Genomic DNA, 15,779 nt, shown 5'->3' with positions numbered 1-15,779 from the left:
TACTTAGTCGGTAATGACCTATGGCCGTTTCTTCCATTAGCACTGTTTCTCACGCTGCCGGGACGTACCCTTCAGCGAATACAATGTCCCCGCGCGTTGAGCAAGCCGCTAAAGGCCGTGCTCTAGAAGAAGATACGGCGTCTACCGACGACCCAAAAACGACTAGTGCTAGTGAAGAGAGCAGCAGTGCCGAGGCTGGCCCCAAACGGGCTGACGGTACGCCCATGGCGCCGGATGAGATTCGGCTACTAGACCAGCTTAAACAGAACGACCGCGAAGTTCGCCAGCACGAGATGGCGCACCAAACCGTGGGCGGTGCCTATGCAGGCGGCGCCAGCTACGAGTATGAAGTTGGCCCCGATGGCAAGCGCTACGCGGTCGCGGGAGAAGTACCGATCGATTATGGCCCGGTACCCAATGACCCCCAAGCCACTATCGAAAAAATGCAAACCGTGATCGCCGCAGCCATGGCGCCTGCAGATCCCTCTCCCAAAGATCATCAAGTGGCTGCCCAAGCGCGTCAGTACTTGTTGGAAGCCAAGCTCGAAGCGTCCATGCAGCGCAGTGAAATGGAGCAAGCCCGCAGCAACGGCGCCGAGGCAACTTCTTCTGCTGATGAATCAGCCGCTAACGAGCAACCTTCAGAGGAACAAGCCGCTTAATTGTCCGCTAGCGCAAGAGAGCTCCACTCTTCACGGCTAGGCCAATTTGCCAACCAGGTAGGTAATGCCTCGGCGGGCATAGGCCGCGCAATACCATAGCCTTGGGCTAAATCGCAGCCTAGCGCCATCAAGGCTTTGGCATGGTCTAAGGTTTCTACCCCCTCTGCCAGCATGGGCCGCTTAAAGCGATTAGCCATGTAAATGACGCTTTCTACAATCGCCATATCATCCTGATCGGTGAGCATATCGCGGACAAAGCTCTGATCAATTTTGATCAGGCTGACCGGCAACTGCCGCAGATGGGTTAACGACGAAAACCCGGTGCCAAAATCATCAATAGCAAAACTCACCCCCAGCGACTGGCAGCGCGCCATATTTTGCAGCGCAGCCTGGATATCGTGCATTGCGGCGCTCTCCAGCACTTCGAGCTTGAGCATTACGGGCGGTACATCAGGGTAGCGTGCCAATAACTCGCCAAGCCGCTGGCTAAAATCACTCACTAACAGATGCGTAGGGCTTATATTCACATTGATCGGCAGCGCGATGCCCTGAACTTGCCACTCACTCAACTGACGCAGCGCTCGTTCAATGACCCACTCGCCAAGATCCACCTCCAATGGCGTGGTATCGATGATGGGTAAAAACTGCCCAGGTGCCAGCAGCCCATCTTCAGGGTGCTGCCAACGAATCAGCGCCTCTAGACCGACCACTTTGCCACTGCGCATGTCGACCTGGGGCTGATAGTAAAGGCACAGCTCATTGTGAGTGAGGGCATCAATAAAACGCTGGCGCTGCTCATGGCGCACCTGCAGCAAGCGGTCATGGTTAGGGTCAAACAGGTGGAACGTGTCGCGGCCACGCTGTTTGGCACGATACATGGCCTGATTGGCATGCCGCAGCAGCACATCGCCCTGAACGTGGTCATTAGGGTAGAGCGTAACCCCCAGGCTCGCCGTCAGATGAACACTCTGGCCCTCAATCATCATCGGTTGTCGAATGGAGCCCAGCAACTTCTCGAAAAAGTCATCGTCGACACCGTGGTGCAGTAACAGCACGAACTCATCGCCACCCACCCGCGCCAGCACGTCATCGCCAAACAGCAGATGGCTGATGCGCTGTGAAAAAGAAGACAGCAGCGCATCGCCTACGGTGGGACCCAGCCGGTCATTAATATTTTTGAAGAAGTCGATATCCAGCGAACACACCGCCAAGGGGAGCTGCTTGGCTTCTGCATGCTGCATGGACTCTTGAATCAACTGCGTCAGCAGTTGCAGGTTGGGTAGCCCCGTGAGGGCATCAAAGTAGACTTCTCGATTAAGGTGGCGGGCATGGGCCGGAATGGCCGAAAGATCTGCGAGCACAATCACATGGTGATCGATCTCGCCGTGCTCATTGCGCACACGATTGATCGACATCATGCCGGGATAAAACTGGCCATCGTGACTACGGTAGCTCACCTGGCTTTTGCTACGGTCACGCAACTGCAGCTCTTCCCGCATCAACCGCGTGGTGCGGCTATCGTCCAGCGGTAAAATGCTGAACGCTTCTGGTGTTTTGCCCTGTACATCGCCCTGCGTAATCCCCGTTAATTCACAAAAAGCGGGGTTCACCTCCACCACCCGATTTTCCGCATCAGTAATAATGATCGCTTCGTTGGCGTAACTAAATACCGATTCAGCGGGTGACGCCGCATGGCTTACAGATGCCGTTGGCATCGCGTTCGAGCGGGGCAGTGAAGGCGATGGCTGGGAGTGCTGTTGAGACAAAGACTGTTCCTTCGATAAATTCAAGGATTCATACATATGTCTTTGCTCTCCTCGTCGTTTTTATAGAGCCGTCGCTATATAGGTTCGTTGTTATATAGAGCCGTTATTATGAAGACAGTAGTATTGCTAGGCATAATAACACCCTATGACGGCGAAGGTACTTTGCACTGCAAAGTACCTTATCGGCTGACGAGGTAATTAGTTAAAGAGTTTGCTCAATATAATGACAGGTAAGCTACGCGGGAGAGAGGGCTAAACGCTGGGTGGCCAACGCTGTATCGCGCACTTGGTAATCGCTCACTTTGCGGGTCATATCATCGGCCTGATCATCAAGGGAGCGGCTCGCCGCGGCCATTTCCTCAACCAATGCAGCGTTTTGCTGGGTCACCTCCTCTAACTGGGCCATGGCACGGTTAATTTGCTCAATACCCGCCGACTGTTCATGGGTAGCCGACGCCATTTCATCCATCAGGCTTGCCATTTGCCCTACCCGTTGAGCAATCCGCCCCAGAGTTTCATTGGTGGTAGTCACCAGGCTTTCGCCTTCTGAAATTTTTGTCACATTATTATCGATCAATTGACGAATCTGGCTGGCCTCCTGGGCGCTGCGGCTAGCCAATTTGCGTACTTCATCGGCAACCACTGCAAAACCGCGCCCATGCTCACCGGCTCTCGCCGCTTCAACCGAGGCATTAAGCGCCAGCAAATTGGTTTGGAAAGCGATGTTATCGATGGTCGCCACAATGCTAGTCACCTGCTCGTTGGCTTGCAGGATAAGCTGCATGGCGGCTTGGGTTTGAGAAGCGACTGCGGTGGCTTCTTTTGCCTCTTGAACCACCTCACCGGTCATCTGCTGGGCTTGCTGCGCGTTCTCAGCACTCTGGCGCACCGTGGCGGTGATCTGCTCCATGCTCGACGCGGTTTGCACCAGCGAGGCGGACTGCTCTTCGGTTCGCTGGGCAAGATCCTGATTACCCTGCGCCATTTGATTGCTGGCCACCGCCACCGACTGCGCATTGCGCTTAACGTCAGCGACCAGCGCTTCGGTAACTTCCGACGATTCATTAAACGCCTGATATAGCTTTGATAACTCATCGCTACCCGGCACCACTAAGCGCTGTGTTAAATCGCTACCCCGGGTCGCGATACTGGTTAGCGCTTGGTTAAGCGATTGGGTAATGACGCGTATGATCAATACGGCAGCGATAATCGCCATCAAGCTGGCCACGAGCGCAATTACCGCATACTGCCAAAGTGCCTGTTGGGCCGACTCACGCAGCGCGACAGTCTGGGCCACCACTGTATCTGCCACGCTATCCTCTAACGCTTTAAGGCGGGCAATTTTCACCGTTTGCCACTCAAACCACTGTTCCGGGTCGACACCATAACCGCCGGCTTGCGCTTGACTGATCGCCAATTCGCGCCGAGCCAAGAGACGCTCGATCTCTGCACCGCTCAATGCCTGGTCAAGCTGGTCGCGGCTTTCATCTCCAGCCAACAGGCGGAAGCTTGTCAAGAATGCCTGTTCCTCGCCCAGCAAGGACAAGAAACGGCGTAACGTAGCGTCGGGCATGCCGTCACTGGCGAAGGCATTGGAAAGCAGAGCCCGCTCAATCCCCGCTAAATCTTTGGCTTCCAGCAGTTGGTAGTAGGCACTTAGCTGGCGAGCAATACCCCCTTCGCTGGTTAGATGCGACAACGTACCCACAAAGGCCATTAGTTGACCGTTGATGCCAGTGTAGTGGCTTAACGCATCACCCATCGCCATATCAAGGCCATCGACACGCTTGCGTAAGGCTGCCTGGCGCTGCCACTGGGCGTCGATTTCGTTGAGTCGTTGCTGGACAGCAGGTGTTAACAGCGCTGGATCCAAGGCATCACGCTGAGCTTGGAAAGCCTGGACAGCGGCGTCGGTGTTGGGACGCTGCTGATTAAGCTGATCGCCAAAGGCATTACCTTCGCTGCCCAGAAAGCCAGCGGTCATGCCCCGTTCAAGCTGCATTTGGTGCACGGCGTCACCGGCACGCTGGGCCAGTTGGGTCAAGGCGTGAAGACGATCAAACTCCTGCACCGTCTCGCGCCGTTCCATAATGCCTCGCGCAGCAAACCAAGCCAGGGCAAGCAAGGGAAGCAGCAATACACAGACAAATTTAAACCGCATCGACATGCGGTTAACGATAGTTTTCATAGCTTAGCCTCAAACAGATAGCGTCGTTGGGGAGGTAAGCGGCGTGCTTGATTATTATTGTCCGCATCAACTGACGCGTTTAGCTAAGTCTGCCGCACTTTGCCGTTTAGTGAAATACGATTAATTTTAGGGGATGAAATAACGACAAGCGGCGCGAGTATAGGGCGTTTGGGGAACTCTATATTGATTCAAATCATAAAGTCTGACGGATTTTCAGGCCTAACAAGCGGCTGAATTGAGCGCTCCTTAAGGCGCTGGACTGGCGGCACCCAAAAAGCGCGCCTGCCAGTAATCGATCTCTAACGGCACGCTGACTACTGCACGGCCCTTACCAGGTGCATGAATCATTTGGCCGTTGCCACGATAAATTCCTACGTGGGTCGCTTTGCGACGGTCGCCAAAGAAAAGCAGATCACCAGGGCGTGGTTTTTTCACCTGTGGCAAGGCACGAAACTGTTCATCGGCGGAACGCGGAACACGAATACCCGCCGCCCGGTAGGTCATTTCCACTAAGCCAGAGCAGTCCAGACCATCGGGCGTATTTCCCCCAAAACGATACGGTGTGCCAATGGCCTGCTGAGCATGGGAGAGAATCAGCGCACGCTCCATAGAGAGTTCTGCACGGTTAGGAGGCGCCTCAATGGGGGTAAGATCGCGGCTGGCACAACCCGCTAGTGCCAGTAGTAACAGGCAGGTAAGCAGCCACCTTCCAGAAGGTGCCAACCCGCAAGGTAGAGGCCACAGGCGAACCAGTAGCATGGGCAGCCACTCCAATAAATCAACGTGCTTTCATGATGGCGCAAAGCATGCCTAGCCGCCAATGGTTAGCGGCCAATCCACTCGACAAAGCTGGTTTCACCCAGCGCATGGCGTTCATGCCGCACCCGGCTCATTGCCGCGTAGGGTAAATCCATTGCCAGTACCCGCGAAAGCGGCTGCTCAATCACCCGGCGCAGCAGGCCATTGCAGACAAACAGATGCGCCACTACCAGCACATGCTTGCCCGGTGGATTTTTTAGCAGCTGCTGCCAGGCCTCGGCCAGGCGCGCGTCAAAGGCTTGTAGGCTTTCACCACCGGGCGGCGACACCGTGGCAGGGTCGTACCAAAATGCACTCATTCGCTCGGTGCCCTCTTCGGCAAACACCTGAGCGTGGGTTTTGCCCTCCCACTGCCCCAAATACAACTCGGCGAAATCGTCTTCCACCTGAACGGGCAGATCAAACTCTTCCCCCAGCCATAAGGCGAATTCGCGGCAGCGTGTTAACGGCGAGGTAACGATCGCATCGTAGGGCAAATGCCCGTCGACCGTTTGCCTCATGACTGCATCGGTCACCTGCTGCCAGCCGGTTTCACTCAGCGGATGGTCGGTGGAGCCGCGGAGCATACGCCCGCCCACCGGCTCACCATGGCGCAGTAAGTCAATCGTTGTTTGTTCGGCTTCAGGAAAGCGCATAGGGGTAACCTCGCCGATTTAGGCAGCTTGCAGTTTAGATAATTGCGTGACGCACGCGTGCGGAAATCCACTCCGACACCAGCACGGTAGCGAAAATCATAATAAAGATGACGCTAACTTGATCCCAGGCGAGGCTATTGATCGAGGCATTCAACTGCAGACCAATACCACCTGCCCCGACCAAGCCCAACACCGTCGACTCACGGATATTAATGTCCCAGCGGTAAACGCTAATCCCCGCGAACGCGGGCATCACCTGGGGCAGCACGCCGTAGTTCATCACCTGCAGTCGACTCGCGCCGGTAGCACTAATCGCCTCAACGGGCGTGGGATGGATCTCTTCAATCGCTTCGTAAAGCAGCTTGCCCACAAAGCCGATGGAGCGCAGGGCAATGGCAATAATCCCCGCCAGTACGCCGGGGCCAAGAATGGTGACCAGTAGCATCGCCCAAATCAGCGAGTTAATGGAGCGCGATGAAACGATCACCATCAGCGCCAAACTGCGCACCAGCGGATGCGGCGTCGTGTTACGGGCGGCTAAAAATGCCACCGGAAACGCCATCATAATCCCTAACGCGGTGCCCAAAGTGGCGATATTGATGGTGTCCCACATGGGCTTCCAGAGCACATTGGCGTAGCCCCATTCGGGAGGGGTCATGCGGCTGATCAGATCTGCTCCCTGGCGGCCGGCATCTTCCACAAACACCCACATGGTATTGTCGGAAATCATCTTCCAGCAGAGCAGAAATAGGCTGACACCTGCCAGCCAAGCCAGGTACTGCAACCATTGAGCGCGAGTAGTGCGCCGCCGCCAAACCGGCAGACCCTGAGGTGTAGTGGAAACAGGCATTTAAACTCTCGACAAATTAAGGGGCCAGAAATTACGGATCCAGCAGTTACTGAATCAGCGTTTACTGAATCAGCGTTTACTGCGTCCAGCGGCGGACATGGCTTGAGCTGTACTCGCACAGCAGCACAATGGCGATGATAATCAGCAGAATCGCCGCGGAGGTGTCGTACTCATAGCGGCTCAGCGAGGTATTCAGCGTGGCGCCAATACCGCCTGCGCCGACAATGCCAATCACCGAGGACTCACGGAAGTTGATATCCAAACGGTACATGGAGAGCCCGATCAAACGCGGCATGACCTGGGGCTGCACGGCGTGGTTCATGGTTTGCCACCAACTGGCGCCCGTGGCGCGTACTGCTTCTACCTGCCGCCAATCCAAATCTTCAATATCTTCCGCCAGTAGCTTGGCCATAAAGCCAATCGTCGCGAAGGCCAGAGTAATCATGCCCGCAAAGGGCCCGAAGCCGAACATCACCACAAACAGAATCGCAATGATGATCTCCTGGAACGTACGCGAAACGGCGATAATCGCGCGGCACACAAAGTAGATCGGCAGTGGTGAAATGTTACGCGCTGCCCCTAAACCCACGGGGATCGCCAGCAGTACACCCAATACCGTGGAGGTGAGCGTCATGGTCAAACTTTCCAGCAAGCCCGCAACGATATCGTCGTAGCGGCTGACAAAGTCAGGCTGCATAAAGGCGCCTAAAAAATTAACCGCCCGGCCCGCGCCTTCCGCCACCCGTTCCCAGTTCACCTCTACCGAGGCAAGCGCTAAAAACAGATACACCACTGCACCAATGGCAAGCCCCCAGCGCAAGCGAGGACTGTCAATTAGCGGTAGTCGCCGCCACTGACCGCGCTGCGCCGCCTGCTGGCGTGCCTGCTCGCTCATCGTGCTGCCCCCGCTTCGATTGACGACATCACCCGCGCGTAGGGAGGATTAATCGGAGCAGTGTTAGTCGTCTCATCGCCGCTGACTTCTTCGTCCATTGGCTCAGGCGTGGTGTCCCAGTCCTCTTCACCATAAATCGTGGTGAGGATCTCACTGGTGAGTTCGCTGGGAAGGCCATCAAAGACGATTTCACCCGCCCGCAGGCCGACAATGCGGTCAGCAAATTGCTGGGCCAGCGCTACGTCGTGAATATTGATGATCGCCGCCAGTTCTCGCTCTGCGCACAGCTCACGAATCAAACGCATGATTTGGCGCGAAGTTTTTGGGTCAAGGCTGGCGGTGGGTTCATCCACCAGCAACAGCTTGGGGCTTTGCAGGAGCGCCCTGGCGATACCCACCCGCTGGCGCTGGCCGCCAGACAGGGCATCGGCACGTTTATCGATGGCATGCGGCAACCCCACTCGCTCCAATAGACGGAAGGCTTCAATCACAGCCTCCTGCGGGTAGCGGCGCAGGAAGCTGCGCCAAAAGCCCACGTAACCGAGCTGACCTGAAAGCACGTTTTCCATCACGGTTAGGCGGTCTACTAACGCATACTCTTGAAAAATCATTCCCATGGAGCGGCGGGCATGACGCAGCTTATGTCCCGAGAGCTTTGTCAGTTCCGTGCCGTCCAGGCGAATACTGCCCTGAGTAGGCTCAACCAACCGGTTCACACAGCGAATCAGTGTGCTTTTACCCGCGCCAGATGGACCAATCAGCGCCATCACTTGGCCTTTGGGCAGCGTTAGTTCAATATCCGTCAGCGCTCGATCCCCGGTAGGGTAACGTTTACCAACGCCGGTGAGTGTCAACATGGAAGTGCCTCATCTACATAGCGGTTCGGCCAGAAGGTTGCCCTTCTGGCCGATCGTATTGGGGTACTGCTTAAAGATTAATCGCAGTCGTAGGTCACGCCGTTGGCGTCAGCGATGGTGCGGATAACCGCCCAGTTATCCTGATAAGTAATCGGAATAAACTGCGCTTCACCGGAGTTGGCGAATTCTGACTCTAGGGCAGTGCCTTCCCAGTCGTAGCTGAAGAACGCATCCTGAATCTTCTCGGCAAGTTCCGGGTTCAGGTTATTCGCCAGCCCGTAAGCGGTGGTGGGGAAGGTTTGTGAGGTGTAGATAATGTCGTAATCACCTTCGTTCACTACACCGCGGGAAATCATCCGCTTGCCCACGGAGTTAGCAATCGCCGCCGCGTCGTAGTCTTCGTTGACCACGCCGAGAATGGAGTTGTCGTGAGAACCAGAGAAAGCGGTCTCAAAATCTTCCCCCGCTTCCATACCGTACTCAGAGCGCAGCAGCGCAGAGGGGGCGCGGAAGCCAGAGTTGGAAGTCTCTGAGGTAAACGCTAGTTGGCGACCCTGCAAGTCTTCAACGGCTTCAATGCCGCTTCCTGGGTAGGTGATAATCTCCATCTCATAACCAAAGCTGCCATCTTCCGCGGCCATCATGGCGAAAGGGCGGAAACCACCGCAGTTAACCGCGACCGGTACGCCGCCGGTATTGAAACCGGCTACGTGGAGACGGCCAGCGCGCAGCGCTTCCTGCTGGGCAGCGTTGGACTGAACCGGAAAGAACTGCACTTTTTTACCGGTGGCTTCGCTCAGGTGATCCAAAAAACCAGACCAGACATCAGCGTAAACCGCAGGATCTTCAACCGGTGTATAGGCAAACACCAAGGTATCCGGGTCAACCCACTGTGACTCGTCGCTGGGGACATCGGCGACCATATCGCCATCGTTATCCACATAGCGTGAAGACAGATCCGCAGAGGCGTTCACTGCGGCCAAAGCGAAGGCACTGGCAACGGCGGCACTGATTAACGTGCGGGAGAGGGATAATGTCTGCATGGGTCACCTGTAGCGTTCTGTAGAGTTATTAAAAGATGACAACATCCTGACGACTCCAGATGACAGAAATGGGGCACTTATATGACCACTTCGTGACGTTTTGGCGAAGGACAGTTAATCTACAGCTTGAAAAGCCTCGTGACCGCGGCGCTCTACAAACAGGCTGTTACCGGGAATTTTTTTGGCCTGGTGCTTCAGCTCAGAAAGCTCGCCTGCGATATCCAGCGATTGGCAGGTAGTCGTATCATGGATGGGTTTTACCGCAATCGAGACGCTCACAAAGGGAAAAAACGTCATTCTATTTTGACGGTTTTCGATGTGAATCCCGCCCTGAAGGCGGTCAGCCTCTTCATAGAAGCCCGGAGCCATCACCTCGAATGAGTGTAGAATTTGCTGACAAACACTTTCCCAGTACTCAAGCGGCAGCAACATCATAAAATCATCGCCGCCAATATGGCCAATAAAGCCCCCGGCATTCTCTACCTGTGCTTGCAGCAGCCGCGATAGCGAAATGATGATGTGGTCACCTCGGGCGTAGCCATAGGCATCGTTAAAGGCTTTAAAGTTATCCAAGTCAACATAGGCCGCAGCAAACCCATGCCCGGAGGCCAAATAAGCCGCCAGGGTTTCATTGATCAGGATATTACCCGGCAGGCCGGTGAGCGGGTTGGCATGCCGCGCTTGGCGCACCTGAATCGCGGTAATCTCACGCAAAAGGTCAACGATATTGCCCATCCCCAGGTAGTCACCGTTAGCGTTAACGATGACAAAGTCCTCTTGCTCAATATCCCGGCTGTCGGTCAACTTCTGACTCAAAATCTCAAGCGGAGTATCCGCTTCGGCCACCAGCATGCGTGCATCAGCAACGTCCAGCACACGGCGCTTGGCATAAAGCGAATGGCTATAGGGGTTGGTAAATAGAGTTAAAAACGAGTTGCGTCGCACCACAGCCACGGGCTTACCATTCTCCAGCACGGCCACGCAGCGCAAACTGGGTTGTTGGCGAAATCGCTCGGAGATATACGGCACTGCGCAATCCGTAGTTATGGCATCGGTAGCCCGTAAAATCGAGCGCGTGGTGCGACCCGCAGGGCTTTTTAATTGGGTGCTCGCTGGCAGCACCATATTGAGTTCTAAAGGCGGCTGCTGGTTGGGTCGGGCGAAATAGAAGCCTTGTAGTAGTGCGAGCCCACGGTCGAGTTCCCACAAGCAAAGATGCTCAGCAGCGGTCTCCACCCCTTCGGCGATCACTTGGCAGTCCAGGCTACGCGCCACATCGAGAATCGAACGCAGGAACTCTCGCTTGGCAGGATCCTGGTCAATGCCGGAGATAAAGTGTCGGTCGAGTTTAACGAAATCCGGGCGCAGCTCCGACCAGTGGCGCAGGCTTGAGTGACCTGCACCGAGGTCATCCAGCGCCACCTGGAAGCCCATGGTGCGGTAGTGATCCACCGCTTGGCGCATTAGCTCGTAGTCGTGGATTGGCACGTGTTCAGTGAGCTCGATCACCACCCGCTCTGGGGGCAAGCCGCTGTCACGAATAAAGCCAAGCGTTAAGCCTTCGCGAAAATCACGCTCTACGATCGTCAACGGCATAACGTTAAGAAACAGCAGGCCCGGCAGATCGAGCTCTGCAAAGCGGTAGATGGCTAACCGTCGGCAGAGTATATCTAATTCCACCAGCTTTCCGGCCTGAGTGGCTACTTCAAACAGTCGTAACGGCGAGTGAAGCGGCGATGTTTTAGGCCCACGAATCAGTGCTTCGTAGCCATAAATCGCCTGCTGGCTGGCATCCACAATGGGCTGAAAGAGCACGTGCAACTCTTCTGTTGCAATAATCTTTTGCAACCACTGCGATTCTTGTGCGGTCATTTGCCTGCTGCCCTATTCTGCCACCCTAATAACCAGCGGTGGTTCCTATGATGTGTCACCTTCCCTGGAGTTGGTTGATAAGCTGCAAGCAAGCGTGCGTCATTTTTGTGACGCTATAATGACAATCATCAAGGACATCAGTCAGTTGACGCTACACTGACGTTAAATGAGCGGTTTTTCTCGCGCCGGAAAGACCACCTCGCTACCGTCGGCGTCGAGCTGTCGGATATCGATAGGGTGGCCTTTTTCATCCAGCGTTACTAAGCCAATGCCGCTGGCGTTCCACAGCCGTTCACCCGCGCTGGCGCGGTCAGGATCGCGGGGGTGAACGCTTAGCTTGCGGCGCTTGGTGAACCAATTAAGCGGCGACCACGGCGCATAGAGCCAGCGATTGAGCCGGTCAAAGGTATTGAGCAGATTTTTGGGAAAGGTGTTTTTGATCCCGCTTGAGGTGATCTGCCACAGATGGGGAGAACGGCGCTGATGACGCACCACAATGTCGTAGACAAACGAGTAGTGCACGTCGCCAGATAGAATCACGTAGTTGCCTGGGGTTTTGGAGTGCCGCCAAATCTGCAGCAGCGTATTGGCCGCTCCCCGGTGCGCCATCCAGTTTTCGGCATCCACCACCAACGGCTTACCGGCAAGGGTAAACAGCTTTTGGATTCCCTCTATCAACTTGACGCCGAACATCGGTGCGGGAGAGACAATCACCGCACTTTTGGCCCCCATTAGCGCCTGCTGCATTTCCATTAGCGCCTCCCAGTCCATCAAGCCTGAAGGCCGATGCGGGCTGCGTTCGCTGCGCCAGCGTCGGGTGCGGGTATCCAGCACAATTAGTGCGGGAGTGCCGGGCACCTGAAACTCCCAGCCCTGAAAACGCAGCAATCGCTCGATCAGCCCATCCTGTTCAGCGCAGACTAGCGGTTGTTCGCCATCACCCAGCAGGGTCAAGGCATGATGGGCTAACGGGTTCAATTTATCCGGATCGTTACCCCAGGCTTGGCAAAGCAGATAGGCCACCAGAGCGTTACCGATAATACGTTTAGAGAACGGGTGACCGTAGGCGGCGCGCTCCCAGTCGGCGGTTAGGTTCCAGTCGTCGGTAACGTCGTGGTCATCGAAGATCATCAGGCTGGGCAGATGCGCCATCACCCGAGCACACTGGGGCAAGCCTTCAGCAAAGGCATCGATTACCGCCTGCTCCTGACGATAGAGCTCGGCGTCTTTTTCATCTAAGGCAGGCGCTTTAGGGGCAATCACCTGCCAGGGCACCGGCGACCACACCAGGCAGTACATGGCGAGCATTTCAGCCAGCGTCATCAAGTGATTATGGGCATTCGCCGAGGTAAACACTGGCTTTTTGACACCGCCGAAGAAGCGCTCGCGCAGTGCCGCGTTGCTGGTCACATCGGGCAGCAGCTCCGCGCGCCGATAGTAGCTATCCGGCGAGCGGTAGAGCGCCTGGCTATCGTCGACAGTCGCGCCTTCCAGCCGCTCATCCACCAGCCCTAACCGCTCAATCAACGCATGCACGGCGCGTAGCATCGGCCCGGCCACGTCGTCGGCGTACACCTGGTCACCGGTCATCAGCAGCCAAGCGGGCCACTCGGTGGGCGCTGACTGCTGCTCAGCAAGCCAACTGTCGGCGCGCACCAGGCCATCGGCACTGTCGTGATGGGGCTTGCGGCAGGAGCCATGCATCAGGCGGTGATGGCGGGATGCAATCACAAAGGCAGGATAGGCGGCGCCATCATAACAGAGCCACGGCGCCCACTCGGGCAGAGAGCGCCACTCGCCCTGCTGTGTTCCCACCTGCAGGTCGTACTCGATGCGCTCGTCACAGGGCAGCGCTGACTCAAGCTCACAATCAATTAGGTAGATAAAGGCCCGCTGACCGATGGGGATGCACTGCTGGTGGTGCGCTAAGCCGATTGACTGGCTATCGGCGTGCCCTGGGCGCAGCACTAATGCCATGTTCAGTGGCCGAGTGGCGACGAGCCAAAGTACCAGCCGTGTAGTGCTGATACGTCTTAATAGGGGGCCGGCGACTATATCGGGCAGCGTATCTGTACGATTCATTCGGTGCGGTCTCCATTATTTATACGAGACGATTACGCGCGACGACGGGCAGCTCCACCACGACTTTTAACCCACCAGTGCTGGCGCGGCTAAGTTGCAGTTGGCCGCTATACAGAGCGACAAGATCAGTCACAATGGCCAAACCCAAGCCACTGCCCGAACGCTGTTCATCCAACCGTTTACCGCGCTGCACCGCCTGCTGGCACTCTGATTCGTTCATACCGGGGCCGTCGTCGCTAACGGTCAAGGTTAACTGCTGCCCGTCACTCTCTAGCTGTAGCTGCACATCGCTATGCGCCCAGCGCAGCGCGTTATCCATTAAGTTACCCACCAGCTCTTGAATATCCTGCCCATCCATATGGACTTTAATCTCACCCGCCCAGGTTTGGCGCAGCTCAATGCCACGCCGCTGGGCAAGCCTGGCCAGCCCATTGAGCAGCGGCGCCAGGGTGGCATGTAAATCAATGGGCGCAAAGCGAACGCCTTCGCCCGCCGCTGAAGCGCGTGCCAAATGATGACGTACCGCGCTATCCACGCGTTCTAGCTCAACCTCCCAGGCGGCTCGGTTCGCTTCCGGCAACTGGCGTAGCTGCAGGCGCATCACGCTCAGCGGGGTTTTCAGCGCATGGGCAAGGTTGCCAGCGGTATGGCGGCCACGCTCAATCAAGCGCTGATCGCGGGCCAGCACCGCGTTCATTGAGGCAGCAAGCGTTGCCAGCTCGTCGGGCAAGCGGGTATCTAACTGCTCGGCGCGCCCCTGCTCCACCTCATGCAGGTTGGCGTGCATGCGGCGCAGTGGCGCTAGCCCCCAGCGTACCTGGAGCGCCAATACGCCAAGCAACAACACGCCCAGGCCCACTAAACCGCCCCACAGCAGGCGCTGAAATTCGCCAATGTCCCTGGCCAACACATCGTCCCGGGCGGCGACGCTAATATGTAGCGGCGTTTCTAACGGCGCCAAATAGATATCACGCTCCACCACGCGCAGCGACTGCCCCCGAGGGCCAGGTATCGAGCGAGCGCTAAGAGTGTCGCTATCAATCACCGGCAGGCGCTGATCCCACAGCGAGCGCGAGGCCAACGTATGCTGCTCGCCATCGGTGATTTGCCAATACCAGCCGGAGTAGACATTGTCAAAACGCGGGTCGCCCAGCGCCCGGTCATGGACAAGCTGTTGCTCTATGCGGTCGTAGGTAACGCCCGCCATGATGACGTTGAGGGTGGCCCCCAGGCGCTCATCAAAGGCCTGAGTGGCCGAGGCACGGTAATGATGAGAAAGCAGCGTGCCCGCAACGGGCAGCGCTAGCCCTATCATCACTAGCACCGCCAGCAGTAGCCGCAGGCTTATAGAGCGCTTTGCCCAGCGCCTTACCCAAAGTTCAGGCCAGACCGAATTGAGTCGACTCATTCGGTAGCGGGCTCTTCTGCTAATAAGCGATAGCCCTGGCCACGCAGGGTGGCAATTCGCCAACTGCCCAACTTGCGACGCAGGCGGCTGACCTGAACATCGATCACGTTGGAGTCCGGCTCGTGGTCGCGGTCATAAACGTGCTCCGAGAGCTCGGTGCGGCTCACCACCCGCGGTGCGGCGTGCATTAAATAGCCCAGCAGTCGGGTTTCCTGGGCGGTTAATCCCACCGGACGCCCTGCCAAGGTGACGTGCTGGGTGTGGGTATCCAAACTCAACTCACCCACTTTCAGTACTGGATGGGCATGGCCGTGGCTGCGGCGCACAAGGGCGCGCAGGCGAAACAGTACTTCCGCGGGCTCAAAGGGTTTTGTGACGTAGTCATCCGCCCCGGCAGTAAAACCCGCGGCTTTATCGGCCCAGCGTTCCCGGGCGGTAAGGATCAACACCGGCAGGTCGATACCATCTTCCCGCCATGCCGAAAGCCAGCGAGTGCCATCGCCATCGGGTAGTCCGACATCCAGAATCAGCGTGTCGTAGGCTTCCGTGCGTACCAGAAAATCAGCATCCTGACCGTTAGCCGCATGCTCTACAAGCCAGTCGCCATCGCGCAATGCTTGGCTAAGCTCGCGAGCCAGCGCCTGGTCGTCCTCTACCAACAAACACTTCATCGGCTAACTACCCTTTTTTGGCAAGTGACAT

At 56.6% G+C, this 15,779-nt stretch carries 13 protein-coding genes; 1 reads left to right on the top strand and 12 read right to left on the bottom strand.

Annotated features, from left to right (window positions below):
- Window positions 1-20 precede the first annotated feature (20 nt).
- Window positions 21-662, top strand: coding sequence for a putative metalloprotease CJM1_0395 family protein (locus HALTITAN_RS17640; RefSeq protein ID WP_009287897.1), 642 nt, complete (start codon window positions 21-23; stop codon window positions 660-662).
- Here HALTITAN_RS17640 and HALTITAN_RS17635 read toward each other — a convergent pair.
- From HALTITAN_RS17635 to HALTITAN_RS17580, 12 genes are all read right to left on the bottom strand, one after another.
- Window positions 659-2,464 carry a putative bifunctional diguanylate cyclase/phosphodiesterase gene (locus tag HALTITAN_RS17635; protein WP_009287896.1) on the bottom strand — a complete coding sequence of 602 codons (1,806 nt, stop codon included), beginning with the start codon at window positions 2,462-2,464 and terminating at the stop codon, window positions 659-661. The genes HALTITAN_RS17640 and HALTITAN_RS17635 overlap by 4 nt on opposite strands.
- 199 nt (window positions 2,465-2,663) lie before the next feature.
- Window positions 2,664-4,616: a methyl-accepting chemotaxis protein gene (locus tag HALTITAN_RS17630; protein ID WP_009287895.1), complete on the bottom strand. Its 1,953-nt coding sequence runs from the start codon at window positions 4,614-4,616 to the stop codon at window positions 2,664-2,666.
- Between the two features lie 246 nt (window positions 4,617-4,862).
- Window positions 4,863-5,375, bottom strand: coding sequence for a C40 family peptidase (locus HALTITAN_RS17625; protein WP_051052118.1), 513 nt, complete (start codon window positions 5,373-5,375; stop codon window positions 4,863-4,865).
- Between the two features lie 65 nt (window positions 5,376-5,440).
- Window positions 5,441-6,070 (bottom strand): histidine phosphatase family protein, encoded by a 630-nt coding sequence (locus tag HALTITAN_RS17620; protein ID WP_009287893.1) that lies wholly within the window; start codon window positions 6,068-6,070, stop codon window positions 5,441-5,443.
- Between the two features lie 34 nt (window positions 6,071-6,104).
- Window positions 6,105-6,920, bottom strand: coding sequence for a phosphonate ABC transporter, permease protein PhnE (phnE, locus tag HALTITAN_RS17615; protein WP_009287892.1), 816 nt, complete (start codon window positions 6,918-6,920; stop codon window positions 6,105-6,107).
- Between the two features lie 76 nt (window positions 6,921-6,996).
- Window positions 6,997-7,815, bottom strand: coding sequence for a phosphonate ABC transporter, permease protein PhnE (phnE, locus tag HALTITAN_RS17610; RefSeq protein ID WP_009287891.1), 819 nt, complete (start codon window positions 7,813-7,815; stop codon window positions 6,997-6,999).
- Entirely contained in the window at window positions 7,812-8,672 is an 861-nt protein-coding gene (phnC, locus tag HALTITAN_RS17605) for a phosphonate ABC transporter ATP-binding protein (RefSeq protein WP_009287890.1), read from the bottom strand. The genes phnE (HALTITAN_RS17610) and phnC overlap by 4 nt, the downstream gene beginning before the upstream one ends.
- A gap of 77 nt (window positions 8,673-8,749) precedes the next feature.
- Window positions 8,750-9,715, bottom strand: coding sequence for a phosphate/phosphite/phosphonate ABC transporter substrate-binding protein (phnD, locus tag HALTITAN_RS17600; RefSeq protein ID WP_009287889.1), 966 nt, complete (start codon window positions 9,713-9,715; stop codon window positions 8,750-8,752).
- Between the two features lie 114 nt (window positions 9,716-9,829).
- Window positions 9,830-11,587, bottom strand: a complete 1,758-nt coding sequence (locus HALTITAN_RS17595) for an EAL domain-containing protein (protein ID WP_009287888.1) — start codon at window positions 11,585-11,587, stop codon at window positions 9,830-9,832.
- A 162-nt stretch (window positions 11,588-11,749) separates the two neighbouring features.
- Entirely contained in the window at window positions 11,750-13,669 is a 1,920-nt protein-coding gene (locus tag HALTITAN_RS17590) for an alkaline phosphatase D family protein (RefSeq protein ID WP_039859968.1), read from the bottom strand.
- A gap of 19 nt (window positions 13,670-13,688) precedes the next feature.
- Entirely contained in the window at window positions 13,689-15,077 is a 1,389-nt protein-coding gene (locus HALTITAN_RS17585; RefSeq protein WP_039859967.1) for a sensor histidine kinase, read from the bottom strand.
- Window positions 15,074-15,748, bottom strand: a complete 675-nt coding sequence (locus HALTITAN_RS17580) for a response regulator transcription factor (protein WP_022520756.1) — start codon at window positions 15,746-15,748, stop codon at window positions 15,074-15,076. Before HALTITAN_RS17580 ends, HALTITAN_RS17585 begins: the two co-directional genes overlap by 4 nt.
- Window positions 15,749-15,779: the final 31 nt, after the last annotated feature.

Origin of the sequence: Vreelandella titanicae BH1 (genome assembly GCF_000336575.1) — a bacterium.
Classification (GTDB): Bacteria; Pseudomonadota; Gammaproteobacteria; order Pseudomonadales; family Halomonadaceae; genus Vreelandella; species Vreelandella titanicae.
This window is presented reverse-complemented; position numbering and strand designations above follow the sequence as displayed.

What these genes read in the sequence shown, in the direction of transcription:
- HALTITAN_RS17590 (WP_039859968.1), bottom strand. Translation starts at nt 13,669, where the DNA reads ATGAATCGTACAGATACGCTGCCCGATATAGTCGCCGGCCCCCTATTA.
- phnC (WP_009287890.1), bottom strand. Translation starts at nt 8,672, where the DNA reads ATGTTGACACTCACCGGCGTTGGTAAACGTTACCCTACCGGGGATCGA.
- HALTITAN_RS17580 (WP_022520756.1), bottom strand. Translation starts at nt 15,748, where the DNA reads ATGAAGTGTTTGTTGGTAGAGGACGACCAGGCGCTGGCTCGCGAGCTT.
- phnE (WP_009287891.1), bottom strand. Translation starts at nt 7,815, where the DNA reads ATGAGCGAGCAGGCACGCCAGCAGGCGGCGCAGCGCGGTCAGTGGCGG.
- HALTITAN_RS17635 (WP_009287896.1), bottom strand. Translation starts at nt 2,464, where the DNA reads ATGTATGAATCCTTGAATTTATCGAAGGAACAGTCTTTGTCTCAACAG.
- phnD (WP_009287889.1), bottom strand. Translation starts at nt 9,715, where the DNA reads ATGCAGACATTATCCCTCTCCCGCACGTTAATCAGTGCCGCCGTTGCC.
- HALTITAN_RS17630 (WP_009287895.1), bottom strand. Translation starts at nt 4,616, where the DNA reads ATGAAAACTATCGTTAACCGCATGTCGATGCGGTTTAAATTTGTCTGT.
- HALTITAN_RS17640 (WP_009287897.1), top strand. Translation starts at nt 21, where the DNA reads ATGGCCGTTTCTTCCATTAGCACTGTTTCTCACGCTGCCGGGACGTAC.
- HALTITAN_RS17585 (WP_039859967.1), bottom strand. Translation starts at nt 15,077, where the DNA reads ATGAGTCGACTCAATTCGGTCTGGCCTGAACTTTGGGTAAGGCGCTGG.
- phnE (WP_009287892.1), bottom strand. Translation starts at nt 6,920, where the DNA reads ATGCCTGTTTCCACTACACCTCAGGGTCTGCCGGTTTGGCGGCGGCGC.
- HALTITAN_RS17625 (WP_051052118.1), bottom strand. Translation starts at nt 5,375, where the DNA reads ATGCTACTGGTTCGCCTGTGGCCTCTACCTTGCGGGTTGGCACCTTCT.
- HALTITAN_RS17595 (WP_009287888.1), bottom strand. Translation starts at nt 11,587, where the DNA reads ATGACCGCACAAGAATCGCAGTGGTTGCAAAAGATTATTGCAACAGAA.
- HALTITAN_RS17620 (WP_009287893.1), bottom strand. Translation starts at nt 6,070, where the DNA reads ATGCGCTTTCCTGAAGCCGAACAAACAACGATTGACTTACTGCGCCAT.